This window comes from Pantoea sp. C2G6 (assembly GCF_051336815.1).
Classification (GTDB): domain Bacteria; phylum Pseudomonadota; class Gammaproteobacteria; order Enterobacterales; family Enterobacteriaceae; genus Pantoea.
In genome coordinates, this window is the sequence record NZ_JBGMNJ010000009.1 from 110,226 (window position 1) to 128,033 (window position 17,808).

General features: G+C 59.2%; 13 protein-coding genes. 4 read left to right on the forward strand and 9 right to left on the reverse strand.

What is annotated here, in order from left to right; all coding sequences use genetic code 11:
* Positions 1 to 152 precede the first annotated feature (152 nt).
* A complete protein-coding gene (gene csiE, locus ACCW71_RS13590; protein ID WP_436372155.1) occupies positions 153 to 1,421 on the forward strand; it encodes a stationary phase inducible protein CsiE in 1,269 nt (422 codons plus the stop codon).
* On the opposite strand, the gene ACCW71_RS13595 is transcribed toward csiE, so the two are convergent.
* Positions 1,403 to 2,551, reverse strand: a complete 1,149-nt coding sequence (locus ACCW71_RS13595) for a 3-phenylpropionate MFS transporter (RefSeq protein ID WP_436372157.1) — start codon at positions 2,549 to 2,551, stop codon at positions 1,403 to 1,405. The two genes, csiE and ACCW71_RS13595, sit on opposite strands and share 19 nt — an antisense overlap.
* Positions 2,552 to 2,679: 128 nt before the next feature.
* A complete protein-coding gene (gene glyA / locus ACCW71_RS13600) occupies positions 2,680 to 3,933 on the reverse strand; it encodes a serine hydroxymethyltransferase (protein WP_436372159.1) in 1,254 nt (417 codons plus the stop codon).
* A 306-nt stretch (positions 3,934 to 4,239) separates the two neighbouring features.
* On the opposite strand from glyA, the gene hmpA reads away from it, so the two are divergent.
* Complete coding sequence (gene hmpA, locus ACCW71_RS13605; RefSeq protein ID WP_436372161.1) at positions 4,240 to 5,424, forward strand: NO-inducible flavohemoprotein; 1,185 nt, start codon at positions 4,240 to 4,242, stop codon at positions 5,422 to 5,424.
* Positions 5,425 to 5,472: 48 nt separating this feature from the next.
* On the opposite strand, the gene glnB is transcribed toward hmpA, so the two are convergent.
* The 5 genes from glnB to purL all read right to left on the reverse strand — a co-directional run bounded on the left by glnB (position 5,473) and on the right by purL (position 13,876).
* Complete coding sequence (glnB, locus tag ACCW71_RS13610; protein ID WP_003848647.1) at positions 5,473 to 5,811, reverse strand: nitrogen regulatory protein P-II; 339 nt, start codon at positions 5,809 to 5,811, stop codon at positions 5,473 to 5,475.
* A gap of 171 nt (positions 5,812 to 5,982) precedes the next feature.
* Positions 5,983 to 7,317: a two-component system response regulator GlrR gene (glrR, locus tag ACCW71_RS13615; protein WP_436372163.1), complete on the reverse strand. Its 1,335-nt coding sequence runs from the start codon at positions 7,315 to 7,317 to the stop codon at positions 5,983 to 5,985.
* On the reverse strand, positions 7,317 to 7,985 hold the full coding sequence (gene qseG / locus ACCW71_RS13620) for a two-component system QseEF-associated lipoprotein QseG (RefSeq protein WP_436372165.1): 669 nt from the start codon (positions 7,983 to 7,985) through the stop codon (positions 7,317 to 7,319). Before qseG ends, glrR begins: the two co-directional genes overlap by 1 nt.
* Before the next feature lie 3 nt (positions 7,986 to 7,988).
* The gene (locus ACCW71_RS13625) at positions 7,989 to 9,416 is read right to left on the reverse strand and encodes a HAMP domain-containing sensor histidine kinase (RefSeq protein WP_436372167.1); all 1,428 of its coding nucleotides are present in this window, start codon (positions 9,414 to 9,416) and stop codon (positions 7,989 to 7,991) included.
* A 569-nt stretch (positions 9,417 to 9,985) separates the two neighbouring features.
* Positions 9,986 to 13,876 carry a phosphoribosylformylglycinamidine synthase gene (gene purL / locus ACCW71_RS13630; RefSeq protein ID WP_436372169.1) on the reverse strand — a complete coding sequence of 1,297 codons (3,891 nt, stop codon included), beginning with the start codon at positions 13,874 to 13,876 and terminating at the stop codon, positions 9,986 to 9,988.
* Between the two features lie 266 nt (positions 13,877 to 14,142).
* On the opposite strand from purL, the gene mltF reads away from it, so the two are divergent.
* Positions 14,143 to 15,600 carry a membrane-bound lytic murein transglycosylase MltF gene (mltF, locus tag ACCW71_RS13635; RefSeq protein ID WP_436372171.1) on the forward strand — a complete coding sequence of 486 codons (1,458 nt, stop codon included), beginning with the start codon at positions 14,143 to 14,145 and terminating at the stop codon, positions 15,598 to 15,600.
* Here mltF and tadA read toward each other — a convergent pair.
* Together tadA and yfhb are read right to left on the reverse strand one after the other, a co-directional pair.
* A complete protein-coding gene (gene tadA, locus ACCW71_RS13640) occupies positions 15,597 to 16,088 on the reverse strand; it encodes a tRNA adenosine(34) deaminase TadA (protein ID WP_436372173.1) in 492 nt (163 codons plus the stop codon). The two genes, mltF and tadA, sit on opposite strands and share 4 nt — an antisense overlap.
* A 63-nt stretch (positions 16,089 to 16,151) precedes the next feature.
* Positions 16,152 to 16,790: a phosphatidylglycerophosphatase C gene (gene yfhb / locus ACCW71_RS13645; protein WP_436372175.1), complete on the reverse strand. Its 639-nt coding sequence runs from the start codon at positions 16,788 to 16,790 to the stop codon at positions 16,152 to 16,154.
* A gap of 155 nt (positions 16,791 to 16,945) precedes the next feature.
* Here yfhb and ACCW71_RS13650 point away from each other — a divergent pair, with 155 nt between their 5' ends.
* The gene (locus ACCW71_RS13650) at positions 16,946 to 17,785 is read left to right on the forward strand and encodes a MurR/RpiR family transcriptional regulator (protein ID WP_010257643.1); all 840 of its coding nucleotides are present in this window, start codon (positions 16,946 to 16,948) and stop codon (positions 17,783 to 17,785) included.
* Positions 17,786 to 17,808 lie beyond the last annotated feature (23 nt).

The following is a 17,808-nucleotide window of genomic DNA, read 5'->3' on the forward strand; positions in this document are numbered from 1 at the left end:
GTTATAAAGTAACATTCCTGGTAAAAAGAATACAAGGGTAACAAAATTTTGTGACCCGCCTTAAACCTCCGCTAAAAAAACCGCGTAAACCGCCCAGGCGTGGGCGGGGTTGACTATTCTTAGCTCAAATTAGCCTGCTGGAAATCTGATTGATGAGTTCTGCTACCCCTTTGGCACCACTCTTCTCCCGTTCACAGCGTCAGTGCCATCTTTTATTGCTGCTGTTTCTGCCGACACCCGTGCTTACGCTGGAAAAAATCTGTCAGTTAAATGGTGTTGATCCTGCCGTCGCCCGACAGGATATTGCGGAAGTCGGCAATGAGATAGAGCGGTATCACCAGCTGGAGTTGCACCAGATGGTGGATGGCAGCTTTCGCCTTCATGGCACCGAGCTGGATCGGCGTCTCTGCCTGCTGCACAACCTGCGACGCAGTCTGCGGTTATCGCAGGCGTTTGTCTGTGAGCACTTCGCCGCGCCGCTGCGTCAGCGGCTCAGGGTAATGAAGATTGAGAAAGCGCTGTGTGATGAGACCAATCTCCAGGCGCTGATCCAGCATTGCAGTCTGCGACTGCGGCGGAATTTCAGCGAGCGCGACCGGCTCTTTTTACAGATCTATATGAAGTATGGCTTATGTCAGCGTCAGCCGGTGCTGTTCAGCGAGGCGCAGCGCAGCTGGCTGCAACATAAACCTGAACGGCAGGCGGCGGAAGATGTGATTCATCACTGGCGCAAACGCTGCCACCCTGCGCCACCGGAAAGTGAAACGGACTTCTGGACCCTGCTGTTCAGCCAGCTGCATACGCCGGTCGTCGAGGCGATTTATCATCCCACCGAGCAGCAGTTACTGGCCGCGACCCAGCAGCTGATCGACGACTTCGAGCAGTGCGCCGGGGTGACGTTCGCCGACCGCGACGAGCTGCTCTGCCAGCTCTATCCCCATCTGGCGCAGGCGCTGGAGCGCACCCATTTCCGCATCGGCATCGACAACAGCGTGGCGCTGGATGTCAGCCGCCTCTATCCACGGCTGCTGCGCACCACCCGGCAGGCGCTGGCGCGGTTTGAGCAGCACTACCAGCTCACTTTTACCCCAGAGGAGGTGAGCTTAATTACCATCATTTTTGGTGCCTGGCTGATGCAGGGGAATGCCCTTCAGGAGAAGCAGGTGCTGATCCTGACCGGAGAGGATGCGCAGCTGGAGCAGGATGTGGAGCAGCAGATCCGCGAGATCACGCTGCTGCCAATCAATATCACCTATCAGGATGTGAAGACCTTTCAGCGGGATGGCGCACCGCGCGACGTGGATATTATCATTTCGCCCTACGCCACCTCACTGCCGCTGTTCTCGCCGCCGCTGGTGCATGCCGAACTGCCGCTGACATTGCACCATCAGCAGCGCATTCGTTATCTGCTGGAGTCATAGCGCGGGCGCAGAAACAGCGCGGGCAGCGCCACCAGCGCCATCACCCAGAACAGATGTCCCTGCAAATGGGTAAACAGCACGCCGCAGATCATGGTCATTACCGCAATACCGCCGCCCATCGCCAGCGCCGAGTAGAGCGATTGCAGCCGGATCACTTCCGCCCCCTGACGCGCAGCGATAAAGCGCATCGCCGCCAGATGGCAGACGGTGAAGCTGCCGCAGTGCAGGATCTGCGCCACAATCAGCAGCGGCAGCGCGGTGCTGGCCCCCAGCAGGCCCCAGCGGATCAGCGCGCAGATGCCGGAAAGCAGCAGCAGATCGCGCGCACTCCAGCGGCGGAACAGGCGGTTGCTCAGGGCAAACACCAGGATCTCCGCCACCACGCCCAGCGACCAGAGATAGCCCACCGTGGAAGCGGAGTAGCCGCTCTCCTGCCACCAGATAGCACTGAAGCCGTAATAGGCCGCATGCGCGCCCTGTAGCAGGGTCACGCACAGCATAAAGCGCCACACCGCATTCTCACGCAGCAGGTCACGCCAGACCGCCCAGCCGCCGCCCGCCGCACCCTGCCGCTCATGACCCTGTGGCTGGGTGGCGGGCGTCAGCATCATGCCAGCCAGCATACTGATAACCCCCAGCGACAGCAGCAGCAGAATCGCCTGCGACGACCAGGCACTCACCAGCACGCCGGTTAAGGCGGAGCTGATAACAAACGCCAGCGACCCCCAGAGCCGCACCGGACCATAGGCCAGCCCAATCTGTTGGGTCCAGGTGGCGGCCAGCGCATCGCTGAGCGGAACCAGCGGCGAGAAGAAGAGGTTAAAGCCAATCATCACGGCAAGCAGCCACATCCACTGCTCACCGACCCAGTAACCGAGGGCGAACAGACCGCTCATCAACGCCAGCAGACGCAGCGCCGTAATCAGACGAGCGGGATTTTTCACCTGGGAGGCGATAAGCAGGCTGCCGACAAAGCGCGCCACCATGCCACAGCCGAGTAACAGGCCAATCTTCTCCGCATCCAGGCCGGTGCCTTTCAGCCACACGCCCCAGAAGGGCAGATAGATGCCGTAACAGAAGAAGTAAGTGAAGTAACCCAGTCCGAGCCATCTGGCGGAGCCGATTGCCATATTCCCTCCAGCAAGTGCGCTGCATAACAGCTTAAGTGGCCGCTACTCTGGCAGAGTGCCGCAGGCCAGACAATAAAAAAGGATGGCGGATGCCATCCTTTTTCTGCTGTTGCACAACCGGTTAATGCTTAAGCATAGACCGGCAGACGGGCGCAGATCTCCAGCACTTTCTGTTTGGTGCGCTCGATGGTCGCTTCGTCGTTGATGTTATCCAGCACATCGGCGATCCAGCCGGCCAGTTCACGCACGTCCGCTTCACTGAAGCCGCGGCGCGTAACCGATGGCGTACCGATACGAATACCGGAGGTGACAAACGGGCTTTTTGGATCGTTCGGCACGCTGTTTTTGTTGACCGTGATGTTGGCACGGCCCAGCGCCGCATCCGCTTCTTTACCGGTCAGGTTTTTGTTCACCAGATCGATCAGGAACAGATGGTTGTGCGTTCCGCCTGAAACGATGTTGTAGCCGCGCGCGATCAGCACCTCGACCATCGCTTTGGCGTTTTTTGCCACCTGCTGCTGGTAGGTTTTGAATTCCGGCTCCATCGCCTCTTTGAAAGCGACCGCTTTACCGGCGATAACGTGCATCAGAGGACCGCCCTGCCCGCCAGGGAAGACCGCGGAGTTGAGTTTCTTATAGAAATCTTCGTCGCCGTTTTTCGCCAGGATAATCCCGCCACGCGGACCCGCCAGGGTTTTGTGGGTGGTTGAGGTCACGATGTGCGCGTGCGGAATCGGGCTTGGATAGACCTCTGCGGCCACCAGACCAGCCACGTGCGCCATATCCACAAACAGCCAGGCACCGACGCTATCGGCGATTTCACGCATCTTCGCCCAGTCGCAGACGCCGGAGTAAGCGGAGAAGCCGCCGACGATCATCTTCGGCTTATGGGTTTTCGCCAGTTCAGCCAGCTCGTCATAGTCAATTTTGCCGGTTTCATCGATACCGTAAGCGACCACGTTATAGAGTTTGCCGGACAGGTTAACCGGTGAGCCGTGAGTCAGGTGTCCGCCGTGCGCCAGGTTCATACCGAGGATAGTGTCACCCGGTTGCAGCAGCGCGGTATAGACAGCAAAGTTTGCCTGAGAGCCAGAGTGCGGCTGCACGTTGGCGTAGTCAGCACCAAACAGCGCTTTGGCGCGATCGATAGCTAACTGTTCAACGACATCCACATGTTCGCAGCCGCCGTAATAGCGTTTGCCCGGATAGCCTTCAGCGTATTTATTGGTGAGCTGAGAACCCTGCGCCTGCATAACGCGCGGGCTGGTGTAGTTTTCAGAAGCAATCAGTTCGATGTGCTCTTCCTGACGCACTTTCTCCTGCTCCATCGCCTGCCACAACTCGGCATCATAATCGGCAATGTTCATATCACGCTTTAACATCCGCATCTCCTGACTCAGCTAACTTTCAAACGGTATTTTACCCCCCTTCAGGGGCGAAGGCCCACAGTGTAAACCGTTTTAACAGGTGAAGGTAGGGTGAACCGCCTCTTTTTACGCAAACGTTTGGCTGGCTGCTGGCACGGCTTTTTTACGCTTTTTATCCCCTTGCGCCGCCAGGATTTTTCTTCAGGCTGCCGCGAAAAGTTGCCACTCAGACAACCACAAACTTTATCAGGCTGTTTACATCGTTAGCAGGACGGCTATAAGATGTATTTAAAATACAACTTTAAACACGAGGTCGCTTTTATGCTTGATGCACACACTATCGCCACGGTGAAATCTACCCTTCCCGCTATTGCGGCCTGCGGTCCCAATCTTACCGCTCACTTTTACAACCGCATGCTGTCGCACCATCCTGAACTGAAAAATGTCTTCAACATGAATAACCAGCGCAACGGCAACCAGCGTGAGGCGCTGTTCAATGCGATTTGTGCCTATGGCGCGAATCTGGAGAATCTGGCGGTGCTGCTGCCGGCGGTGGAAAAAATCGCGCAGAAGCACACCAGCCTGAATATTCAGCCGGCGCAGTACGCCATCGTCGGTGAAAATCTGCTGGCGACCATTAAAGAGTTACTGGATCCGGGCGAAGAGGTGCTGGCCGCCTGGGGACGCGCCTACGGGCTGCTGGCGGATATTTTTATCCAGCGGGAAGAGGAGATTTATCAGGCGTCAGAGCAGCAAACCGGCGGCTGGCGTGACACCCGCACTTTCCGCATCAGCGCCATTGAACAGCAGAGCGAGGTGATCAAAAGTTTTACCTTCACGCCGGTGGATGGCGGTCCGGTGGCGGCGTTTGAGCCGGGTCAGTATCTGACGGTGCATCTGCAACCCGCTGACTTCGAATATCATCAGATCCGTCAGTATTCGCTTACACAGCTCAGCAACGGCCGGGATTATCGCATCGCGGTGAAGCGTGAGCCGCAGGGCACCGTCTCCGGCTGGCTGCATCAGCACGGCAAGGTGGGCGATGAGCTGCAACTGGCCGCTCCGCACGGCGACTTTTTCATGCAGGTTGAGCCCGCCACCCCGGTGGCGCTGATCTCCGCCGGTGTAGGCCAGACGCCGATGCTGGCGATGCTGCATGCGCTGGCGGCCCGCCATCATCCTGCGCCGGTCAGCTGGCTGCACGCTGCGGAGAATGGCGCGCAGCATGCGTTTGCCGCTGAAGTTAACGCCACCGGTGCGCAGCTCAGCGATTTTGCCAGCCAGGTCTGGTATCGGGCGCCGCAGGCCGGGGATGCCGGTCACTATGATGCCGAGGGGGTGATGGATATTACCCGGCTGTCAGCCCGCCTGGCCTCGCCAGAGACCCACTTCTACCTCTGCGGCCCGCTGGGCTTTATGCAGCATGTGGTCGCTCAACTGCGCGATGCGGGTGTGGCAGATGATCGCATTCACTACGAGCTGTTTGGTCCACACAAAGGCATGTAATTCAGCCATAAAAAAAGCCCGCTGAGCGGGCTTTTTATCCAGCCGGACTCAGATCGCCTCTTCATCCTCTTCGCCGGTACGGATTCGTACCACGCGCGCTACGTCAAAGACAAAGATTTTACCGTCACCGATCTTGCCGGTCTGCGCGGTGCGCATAATGGTCTCAACGCAGGTATCAACAATATCGTCGCCGACCACCATTTCGATTTTCACCTTAGGCAAAAAGTCGACCATGTACTCTGCGCCGCGATAAAGCTCGGTATGCCCTTTCTGGCGACCAAAGCCTTTCACTTCACTCACGGTCATGCCGGTGATGCCCACTTCCGCCAGCGCTTCACGGACATCATCGAGTTTGAATGGTTTGATAATGGCATCAATCTTTTTCATGTCAGACCCTTTTCTCACTCCCTCCATTGTCAGAGGGTTTTCCAGGTAAAAATGTTGCTGTCGCTGTCGGGCGCTAATATCCGGGATTCTTCAGATTGCCGCAAGCGCTGTCGGGTAACGCGAATCGCTTCCCGCTGATCATCAGCGCCTGAGCCGCGCCCCGCCACTCAGCTACTCTTTGAAATCACTGGCGTCCAGTTCATGACGGGACAGCAGCTTGTAGAACTCGGTGCGGTTACGTCCGGCCAGACGCGCCGCGTTGGTCACATTGCCTTTGGTCATCTGCAACAGTTTACGCAGATAGTTCAGCTCAAACTGATTGCGCGCCTCGGCAAAGGTGGGCAACGCGCTGTTTTCTCCGCTCAGCGCCTGCTCCACCAGCGCATCACTGATCACCGGTGGTGAGCTTAGCGCCACACACTGCTCAATCACATTGACCAGCTGGCGCACGTTGCCCGGCCAGCTGGCCGCCATCAGACGCTTCATCGCATCGACCGAAAAACTGCGGATCTGCGGTTTATGCCGCTCCGCCGCCTGGCGCAACAGGTGATTAGCCAGCAGCGGAATATCCTCAGTCCGCTCATGCAGCGCCGGGATTTTCAGATTCACCACATTGAGTCGATAGAAGAGATCCTCGCGAAACTCTTTTTTCTCCATCGCCTTAGGCAGATCGCGGTGGGTGGCGGAGATAATGCGCACATCAATATCACTATCGTGATCGCTGCCCAGCGGCCTGACTTTACGCTCCTGCAACACCCGCAGCAGCTTAACCTGAAGCGGCTGCGGCATGTCGCCAATCTCATCCAGGAACAGGGTGCCGCCGCCAGCGGTTTTAAACAGCCCGTCGCGGGCGCTCACCGCGCCGGTAAAGGCCCCTTTAGCGTGGCCGAACAGCTCCGACTCCAGCAGCTGCTCCGGCAATGCGCCGCAGTTGATGGCGACAAAGGGTTTGCCGTTGCGCGGGCTGGCGGCATGAATCGCCTGAGCCAGCATCTCTTTGCCGGTGCCGCTCTGACCATTAATCAGCACGCTGACGTCTGACTGCGCTACCATGTGCGCCTGCTCCAGCAGCCGCAGCATCAACGGGCTGCGGGTAACGATCGCCTCGCGCCAGCGATCATCGCTGGCCGGGGCCTGCTGCGCCAGCGCCTCGTCAATCGCCTTATAGAGCGCATCGCGATCCACCGGTTTGGTCAGAAAGCTGAAAACGCCCTGCTGGGTGGCGGAGACCGCGTCCGGGATCGAGCCGTGTGCCGTCAGGATGATCACCGGCAGCCCGGTGTGCCGTTTCTGGATCTCGCCAAACAGCGCCAGCCCATCCATTTCATCCATCCGCAGGTCGCTGATCACCAGCTCTATTTTCTCTTTCTGCAACAGGCGCAGCGCTTCCGGGCCGCTGGCCGCGGTCGTCACCTGATAACCTTCGCTGCTGAGGCGCATCCCCAGCAGCTTCAGCAGGCTGGGATCGTCATCGACCAGCAGCAGACGGGCAGCTTGTTTCACCATTATTGCTCCTCATCCTGCGGCAGCGCGGTGCCGTGGCCATTGTCAGAGACATCGGGGGCTTTACGCGACGAGAGCTGGCGCTCAATGTCCGTCAGCCGCTCCAGCTTGCGCTGCGTATCGTTCAGTTGCTGCTGCTGTTTAACCATCTGCTGCTGCATCGCATCCAGCCGGGCGTCACTGCTCTGTTGCAGATGCGCATAGCGACTGCGCGCCTCGCTGAGATCGAGCTGCGCCACCTGATTACTGCGCCATAGCTGGATCAGCGGGCGGATAGGCTGGGGGAAATCACTGCTGTAGCGATCCAGGGTCTCCACATACTGACGCCGCTCTAGCGGGGTGACGTTGCCGGCAGACATCAGCACGCCCTGTTTAAAGGCCCGCGACCAGCTTTCGGCGGGCCAGCGGTGCGCTTCAGCTCGCGCTTCGGCGGGTGACAGGCGCTCGGCGCAGTCGATCGCCCGCATCCAGTATAGGGGGTTGTCCAGCGCCGAGCCCTTTTCTATCGGCCACAGGTCACTGCATCGGGTCGCCAGATAATCGGCTATTTTGACCTCAGGCTCGGTCACCTGATGGCCCGGCGACAGAGATGAGGTGGCCGGTGAGGTGGTGCAGCCGCTGAGCAACAGCGTGGTCAGCGTGCTTAACAGCAAAGCGCGTAAGTTGTTCATCGGTCAGACATTCCCGGCGGTGGTGTTCAGTTCAATACGAAAACAGACGTCAGCCTGCTCGCTGGAAACCAGCGTCAGGTCGCCATGCATCCGGCGCAGACAATCTTTGGCAATACTCAGTCCCAGCCCGCTGCCTTTTACCGGCCCTTTGCGCTGCTGGCTGCCCTGAAAGAAAGGTTCGAAGATCATCGTCTGCTCTTCCGGCGGGATCGGCTTGCCACTGTTGGCGACCTCGATCCAGACCCGATCGCCCTGCTGCTGACTGCGCAGCCAGATGGTACCGGATTCGCCGCCGTAGTTCACGGCGTTCGAATAGAGGTTGTCGATCACCCGCATCAGTAACATCGGTTCGGCCAGGCAGTGGCTGGCTTTCAGATCGACCACCGTCTGCATCAGCCGGGCCTGGGCCGACAGCGCATGCGCGCTGACCACCCGCTCGACAATCTCCGCCACGCTGACCGGCTCCAGCCGGGTCGGGCCATCGGCCAGTTTGCGGTTGTAATCCAGCAGCTGTTCAATCAGCCGTTGCAGATGGCGGCTGCTGCTGTCGAGGATAGTGACCACCTCTTTCTGATCGGCGTTGAGCGATCCGGCCACCTCATCCGCCAGCAGTTCAGTCCCTTCGCGCAGGCTGGCTAACGGCGTTTTCAGTTCGTGCGAGAGGTGCCGCAAAAATTCATGGCGCTGCGTTTCCAGCCACTGAAGCCGCTCACTGAGCCAGACGATGCGCTGCCCCAGCGATCGCAGTTCCCGCGGCCCGCGGAACACCACGCTGTTGCCCAGCTCCCGTCCTTCCCCCAGCCGGTTAATCATCCGCTCAATGCGCTTCACCGGACCGATAATCATGCCGGTAAACAGCGTCATCAGCGCCAGGCTGATGATAAACAGGATCAGCGCCTGCCAGCCAAAAAACTGGCCGCGATCGGCGATTTCGCGCTGTAACTGTAGGCCGCGTGAAAAGACCACCTCGCGCGTGTCCCGCACCATCTGCGCATTGGTAGCCGAGAAGCGATCCAGCGCCTGCGCCGCGAGCGGCACCGGATTGCCATTCTCGCATTGCAGCGGCGTCAGCAGCGGCAGCGTCGCCTGTAGGGTCTGGAAAGCGGGCAGTTCCGGCAGGCTGGCGCTGTGTGAGCTGAGCATCTGGCTGTAGCGGGTGTGCTGCGTCTGATAGAGGCGCGCCAGTGAGGCGTCATCCAGCACGCAATACTGACGATAGCTGCGCTCCAGCTCGACCGCGGTGCGGGCCATCGCCTCGCTGCGGCGCACGTCGGTAAAGGTGTTGCGGTTGGTATCCGCCGCCTGTTCACTGAGGGCGGAGAGACTTTCCCACGCCTGCCAGGCCAGCACCAGCAGCGGCAGCAGTACCAGCACAAACGCCATCAGCACCAGCTGACGCAGAGAACGGGGAAATAAACGCCATTTTTTCACGCAGCCGCTTCCTTAAGATTTGCTGACTGGATGCTAGCGGACTCTGCCGACGGAAGAAAGAGGAAGAAAAGAAAACGGCAGGCTCACTGGCCTGCCGCTGGCGCGACGCTTAACGCCTCGCGTAAGAATGGGTGGAGCCTTACTCAACGTTACGTCCGATGCTTGATAACGTTGCAAAGCAAGCGATTATCGGTCAGGTGGACGGCAGGCTCCGTTTGGTGCGTCATTCGGATTTTATGAGCTCTTTTCCGCTGAGCGGGGCAATCATAAACAGGTGAATGAGCAGCGGGATGATTATAGCAAGTTTCATGCCACAAAATAAATCATTATATTTTTCAGGAGATTGCCTGGCTCATCCCGTTATCTGTCGCGAAAAATCTGATCCCGGGTGGCGCAATCTGTCTCCCCACGGCGACAGGAAAAGCGGGCTGGCGGTGCCTTTATAAAAATCAATAAGATAGATGTCGCCATAAAGCGACAGTGTGATACCTCTTCTGTCGCTATTTACCAACAGCACGGCAAAAAAAACAGGAGGCGCGCTGGCCTCCTGTTTCACTTAGCGGATTTAATTAACCCAGCTGTCTGCGCGCATTGCGGAAAATCCGCATCCACGGGCTATCTTCGCCCCACTCCGCCGGATGCCAGGAGTTGCTGACGGTGCGGAACACACGCTCAGGGTGCGGCATCATAATGGTGACGCGACCACTTTCGTTGGTCACGGCGGTGATGCCGTTGGGTGAGCCATTCGGGTTAGCCGGATAGGTTTCGGTCACTTTGCCGAAGTTGTCGACGAAGCGCAGTGCCACCAGCCCTTTTGACTCCAGCGCCGCCAGATGGGTGGCATCGCGCACTTCAACAAAGCCTTCCCCATGCGACACCGCGATAGGCATATGCGAACCGGCCATGCCGTCGAGTAACAGTGACGGACTGGCGGCCACTTCGACCAGGCTGAAACGCGCTTCAAAGCGCTCAGACTGGTTGCGCACAAAGCGCGGCCAGAGATCGCTGCCTGGGATCAGTTCACGCAGATTCGACATCATCTGGCAACCGTTGCAGACGCCCAGTGCCAGGGTCTGCGGACGATGGAAGAAGGTTTCAAACTCGTCACGCACCCGCGGGTTAAACAGAATGGACTTCGCCCAGCCCTCACCCGCGCCCAGCACATCGCCGTAAGAGAAGCCGCCACAGGCGACCAGCGCCTCGAACTCTTCCAGACCGCGACGACCAGCCAGCAGATCGCTCATGTGAACGTCAATGGCGGTGAAACCGGCCCGATCAAAGGCGGCGGCCATCTCCACGTGCGAGTTGACGCCCTGCTCACGCAGTACCGCGACTCTCGGACGTGCGCCAGTGGCGATCATCGGTGCGGCGACATCTTCCTGCGGATTAAAAGTCAGATTAACGTTCAGGCCTGGATCGCTGTCGTTCTTCTTCGCTTCATGCTCCTGATCGGCACAGGCCGGGTTGTCACGCAGGCGCTGCATCTGCCAGGTGGTTTCCGCCCACCAGGTACGCAGCGTACTGCGGCTTTCGCTGTAGACCGCGCTCTCACCGGCACGGATCACGAAGCGATCGCCCGTCTGCGCGCTGCCCAGCAGATGGCTGCAACCGGCCAGGCCGTGATCGGCGAGGATCTGCTCCACCGCCTCACGATCGGCAGCGTTGATCTGAATCACCGCGCCCAGCTCTTCGGTGAACAGGGCGGCCAGCGGGTCGCTGCCCAGCGCCGCAATATCCACATCAATACCGCAGTGACCGGCAAAGGCCATCTCCGCCAGCGTCACCAGCAGGCCGCCGTCGGAGCGGTCGTGGTAGGCCAGCAGCTTCTGCTCAGCCACCAGCGCCTGGATGGCGTTGAAGAAGCCGGCCAGCTGTGTGGCATCACGCACGTCGGCAGGCTTGTCGCCGAGCTGACGATAGACCTGCGACAGTGCGGTCGCACCCAGCGTATTCGCGCCATTGCCGAGATCGATCAGCAGCAGCAGGTTCTCTTTATCCGCCTGTAACTGCGGCGTCACGGTGCGGCGCACATCCTCTACCCGCGCAAAAGCGGTAATCACCAGCGACAGCGGCGAGGTCATCTCACGCTGTTCGGTGCCTTCCTGCCAGCGGGTTTTCATCGACATCGAATCTTTACCGACCGGGATGGTGATGCCCAGCGCCGGACAGAGTTCCTCACCGACCGCTTTTACCGCCGCATACAGACCGGCGTCTTCACCCGGATGACCGGCGGCGGACATCCAGTTGGCGGAGAGTTTCACGCGCTTCAGCGAACCGATGTGGGTCGCGGCCAGGTTGGTCAGCGCTTCACCGACCGCCAGACGGCCTGACGCCGCGAAGTCCAGCAGCGCCACCGGAGAACGTTCGCCAAGAGCAAACGCTTCACCGTGATAGCTGTCGAGGCTGGCGGTGGTCACTGCGCAGTTGGCGACCGGGATCTGCCAGGGGCCGACCATCTGGTCGCGCGCCACCATACCGGTCACGCTGCGGTCGCCGATGGTGATCAGGAATGTTTTCTCAGCGACCGCGGGCAGATGCAGCACGCGGTGGACCGCATCGGCCAGGGTGATGCTGTCACGCTGTAAGGCGCTGCCCTGCGTCTGCTGGGTCACGACATCGCGCGTCATCTTCGGCGTTTTGCCCAGCAGCACGTCGAGCGGCATGTCGATCGGCTTATTATCGAAATGGCTATCTTCCAGGCTCAGATGCTGCTCTTCGGTCGCTTCACCGATCACCGCAAACGGTGCGCGCTCACGCTGGCAAATCGCCTCAAACTGCGCCAGCTTCTCCGGGGCCACCGCCATCACATAACGTTCCTGTGATTCGTTACACCAGACTTCCAGCGGGCTCATGCCTGGCTCATCGCTCAGAATATCGCGCAGGTTAAAGCGGCCACCGCGTCCGCCATCGCTGACCAGCTCCGGCATCGCATTGGAGAGACCGCCTGCGCCCACGTCATGGATAAACAGGATCGGGTTCTCGTCGCCCAGCTGCCAGCAGCGGTCGATCACCTCCTGACAGCGGCGCTCCATCTCCGGGTTGTCGCGCTGTACCGAGGCGAAGTCGAGGTCAGCATCAGACTGGCCCGAGGCCATAGATGACGCCGCACCGCCGCCCAGACCGATATTCATCGCCGGACCGCCCAGCACCACCAGCTTCGCGCCGACGGTGATCTCGCCTTTCTGCACATGATCGGCACGGATGTTACCGATGCCGCCCGCCAGCATGATCGGCTTATGATAGCCGCGCAGTTCGGTGCCGTTGTGGCTGGTGACGCGCTCTTCATAGGTGCGGAAGTAGCCATTCAGCGCCGGACGACCAAACTCATTGTTAAAGGCGGCGCCGCCCAGCGGCCCCTCGGTCATAATATCCAGCGCGCTGACGATGCGGGCCGGTTTGCCGAAGTCCTCTTCCCACGGCTGTTCAAAGCCAGGGATACGCAGGTTTGAAACGGAGAAGCCGACCAGACCCGCTTTGGGCTTGGCACCACGTCCGGTTGCGCCTTCATCGCGAATTTCGCCACCGGAACCGGTCGCCGCACCCGGCCACGGCGAAATCGCCGTCGGGTGGTTATGGGTCTCCACCTTCATCAGGATGTGCGCCGCTTCCTGATGCCAGCGGTATTCGCTCTCACCGGCTTCAGCAAAGAAGCGGCCCACTTCCGATCCTTCCATCACGGCGGCGTTATCTTTATAGGCAGAGAGCACGTAGTCCGGCGTCTGCTCCATGGTGTTCTTGATCATCTTAAACAGCGACTTGGGCTGTTTCTCGCCGTCGATAATCCAGTCGGCGTTAAAAATCTTGTGACGACAGTGCTCGGAGTTCGCTTGGGCAAACATATAGAGTTCGATGTCGTTGGGATTGCGGCCCAGCGCGGTAAAGGCGGTGACCAGGTAGTCGATCTCGTCGTCAGCCAGCGCCAGGCCCAGGGCGGTGTTGGCCTCAACCAGCGCCTGACGGCCCTCGCCCAGCAGATCGACACTTTTTACCGGCTGCGGGGTGTGATGGGCGAACAGCTGTTCAGCCTGCGCCAGATCGCTGAACACCGTCTCCATCATCCGGTCGTGCAGCAGCGCGCCCAGGGATTGCCACTGCGCTTCGGTCAGCTGTGGCGCCTGCACATAAAAGGCCAGACCGCGCTCCAGACGACGCACCTGTGGCAGGTCGCAGTTGTGGGCGATGTCGGTAGCTTTTGAGGACCAGGGGGAGATGGTGCCGGGACGCGGTGTCACCAGCAGCAGCCGTCCCTGCGGCGCATGTTCCGCCAGCGAAGGACCATATTTCAGCAGGCGTTGCAGACGGCTCTGTTCGTCGGCGCTTAGCGGCGCGCTGACATCAGCAAAATGGACGTACTCAGCGTATATATCACTCACCGGCAGATGAGCGTCCTGAAAGCGGGTCAGCAGTTTGTTTACACGAAATGCCGACAGGGCGGGCGAACCACGCAGAATTTCCATCATTAACTCTCTTGTCAGAGCGCCAGGCGACGCTTCATTGGGCGCAACAGGGGGAAAACGGGCGGTATTATAGAGAAACCCACCTCATGACGAAACCGTTTGCGCACAATTTTTGGCATACCGGATTTGCCTGAAATTTGCGCAAAACCTGCTATATAAGTTGCTCAGCTCCGCTTTGTTGCGCAAAATGCCCGTCGCTCTGGGAGTTAAAAGAAGATTAATACTGCCTTTAAAAGACAGAGGCCTGAGAGCCAGCGAGAGATAACTATTTGAAACGCCTGAAATTTAACTATCTGTTTATCGGTCTGGTTGCCGTGCTGTTAGCCTTAGCGCTGTGGCCATCCATTCCCTGGTATGGGAGCGGACAGGATACGATTTCACAGATAAAATCACGGGGAGTGCTGCGTGTCAGTACCATCAATTCCCCGCTGACTTATTACACCATCAATCAATCTCCGGCCGGTATGGACTACGAGCTGGCAAAACGCTTTGCTGATTATCTGGGTGTAAAGCTCAAAGTGACGGTTCGCCCTAATCTGAGCGATCTGTTCGACGACCTGGATGAGGGTAAAGCTGATTTGCTGGCCGCTGGCCTCAATTACAATAGTGAACGCCTGACGCGCTATCAGACCGGGCCGGGCTACTACAACGTGTCGCAACAGCTGGTCTATCGCGTGGATAAACCGCGCCCGAAAAACCTCGGTGACCTGAAGGGGCGGCTCACGGTCGCCTCTGGCTCCGCTTATCTCTCAACCCTGAAGAGCGCGCGGTCTAATCAGTTTCCCGATCTCGACTGGGCGATCTCCACCGACCAGAGCCCGAAAGCGCTGCTGGAAGCGGTGGCGGATGGCAAGCTCGACTACACCATTGGCGATTCTGTCACTATCGCCCTGTTGCAGCGCATCTATCCACAGCTGGCGGTGGCGTTCGACGTCACCGATGAAGAGCCGGTCACCTGGTATGTGCGCCACAGCGACGATGACAGCCTGAACGCGGCGATGCTCGACTTCTTCAACGGCATGGGTGAAGAAGGCGCGATGGCGCGGCTGGAGGAGAAGTATCTCGGTCACGTCGGCACCTTCGATTATGTCGATACCCGCACCTTCCTGCGCGCTATCGACAACACGCTGCCTGACATCAAGCCGCTGTTTAAGAAGTACGCCACCCATATCGACTGGCGGCTGCTGGCGGCGATCTCCTATCAGGAGTCGCACTGGAATCCGCAGGCCACCTCCCCCACCGGCGTGCGCGGCATGATGATGCTGACCCGTAACACCGCTGAAAGTCTTGATGTCGGCGACCGCACCGATCCTGAGCAGAGCATTCGCGGCGGCAGTCAGTATTTGCAGGATATGATGGCCAGGGTGCCGCAGACCATCCCGGAAGATGAGCGAATCTGGTTTGCGCTGGCGGCCTATAACATGGGCTATGCCCATATGCTGGATGTGCTTAAGCTCACCGCCCGCCAGGGCGGCAACCCGGACAGTTGGGCGGATGTGAAGCTACGTCTGCCGATGCTGAGCCAGAAGCGTTACTACACCCAGACCGCCTATGGCTACGCCCGCGGACATGAGGCGTACAACTACGTGGAGAATATCCGTAAGTACCAGGTCAGTCTGGTCGGCTATCTTCAGGAGCAGGATAAACGCCTGGCGCAGCAGATGGCGGCGCAGGCGGAGCTGGCGAAAGGCTATCCGGCGGTGGAACCGAAAATCGCGATGAACTAACCCTGGCGCTGCGCCTGACGCAGCGCTTTTTTCTGCTCGCGCCGCATGCGGAAAAAGTCACTCAGCATCGCGGCACACTCTTCGGCCAGCACACCGCTGTGCAGTTCAACCTGATGATTCATACCGGGATGGCCGAGCACATCGAGCAGCGATCCCGCCGCCCCGCTTTTAATATCATGAGCGCCGTAGACCAGCCGGGTAATGCGACTGTGCACCATGGCGCCGGCGCACATTACGCACGGCTCCAGCGTCACATAGAGCGTGGTATCCAGCAGCCGGTAGTTTTCCAGCACTTTACCGCCCTGCCGCAGCGCCATGATCTCAGCATGCGCCGTGGGATCGTGCTGACCAATTGGCCGGTTCCAGCCTTCGCCAATCACCCGATCGTTCTGCACCAGTACCGCGCCGACCGGCACCTCGCCCTGCTCCCAGGCCCGTTGTGCCAGGGTAAGCGCATGGCGCATCCAGTATTCATCTTGTTGTTTCACGCTGACCACTCCGGGCGACAGAAAAGCGGCGCATTATAGCGATCTCCCCTCCGGTGTCGAAACTTATTCCAGCTGTTGCAGCTCACCGGCGGGGGTGACGCGCCAGCGGTGCTGGCAGAAAAAGAGCAGCGGGTTATCCTGTTTGCTGTCGCTGTAGCCGCTGTAGAGCTGCAACGGCGTGCCGATTTTCTCTTCCAGCTGCGCCACTTTCTCATGCCCGAGGCAGCGCATCGACAGCACTCTGCCGCCCCAGCCGCGCTGCATCTGACTGGCGATCAGCTTCACGCGCGGCAGAAAGGCGGAGTCGTGATAGACCTGCTCCACCAGCGACTGTGGCGATCCGGTGATCAACCAGACATCGGCGTCATCGCTGCCGAGGTAGTCGGTCAGCCGCTGCTGCACCACCGGGAAGGCTTTAACGCGCAGCCGGAACCACTGCGCGAATTCCGCTTCCAGGCGCAGTAAGGTCCGCTCTGAGCGGCCAAAGGTGATCGACCAGAGCAGCAGGCTCATCGGCCAGCGTGCCGCGCGGCCTTTGAACAGCAGACCGAGACCCACCACCGGCAGTAGCGGCACCACCAGCAGCAGATTCAGCGGTCTGCGCCGCAGCAGATAGCGCATGAAGGTGCCAAACATGTCCTGCTGGTGCAGCGTGCCATCCAGGTCGAAAAATACGATGCGGCGTTGTGTTCCCTTGGTCAAACAACACTCCTTTATGGCTGATTGTGAACTGATAGAGAGTAGTGTAGCCATCATCCGGCGCCAGGGCGATGGCTGTCATTTTTAATTCCGATGACTACAATGCCTGATGAATAGTTTATTCTTCATCAATTATCCCTGAGATATGAGGATTGGGCATGAGTTCACTGCTGCGCATACGCCAGCTTTATCCCCGCCTGGCATTGAACGAGCGACGGCTGGCGGACTTTTTATTGTCGCAGCCCGACCGGGCGCGTCACCTGAGTTCGCAGAAGCTGGCGGAGGAGTCCGGTGTCAGCCAGTCGAGCGTGGTGAAGTTCGCCCAGAAGCTGGGTTACAAAGGTTTTCCAGCGCTGAAGCTGGCGTTAAGTGAGTCACTGGCGGACAAGGATGCCATTACGGTGCACAACCATATTCTCAGCGACGACCCGCTTAAAATGGTGGGTGAAAAGCTGCTGACGGAAAAGCTCTCGGCGATCCGTGCCACGCTGGATATTAACAGCGAAGAGAAGCTGAACGATGTGCTCCAGCTGCTGAAAAACGCCCGGCGTATTTTACTGGTGGGCATTGGCGCGTCGGGGCTGGTGGCGAAAGACTTCTCCTGGAAGCTGATGAAAATCGGCATCAATGCGGTGGCGGAACAGGATATGCATGCCCTGCTGGCCAGCGTGCAGGCGATGGGGCCTGGCGATGTGCTGCTCGCCATCTCCTACACCGGCGAGCGGCGGGAAATTAATCTGGCCGCGCAGGAGGCGGTGCAGGTGGGCGCGGATGTGGTGGCCTTTACCGGCTTTACGCCGAATACGCTGCAACAGAGCGCCAGCTACTGTCTCTACACGGTGGCGGAAGAGCAGAGTACCCGCAGCGCGGCGATCTCCTCGACCACCGCCCAGCTGGCGCTGACCGATCTGCTGTTTATGGCGCTGGTGCAGAACGATCCCGAGCGCGCCTCCAGTCATATCCGCCACAGCGAAGCGCTGGTGAAAAAGCTGGTCTGATCAACGTCAGCACGTATAATACC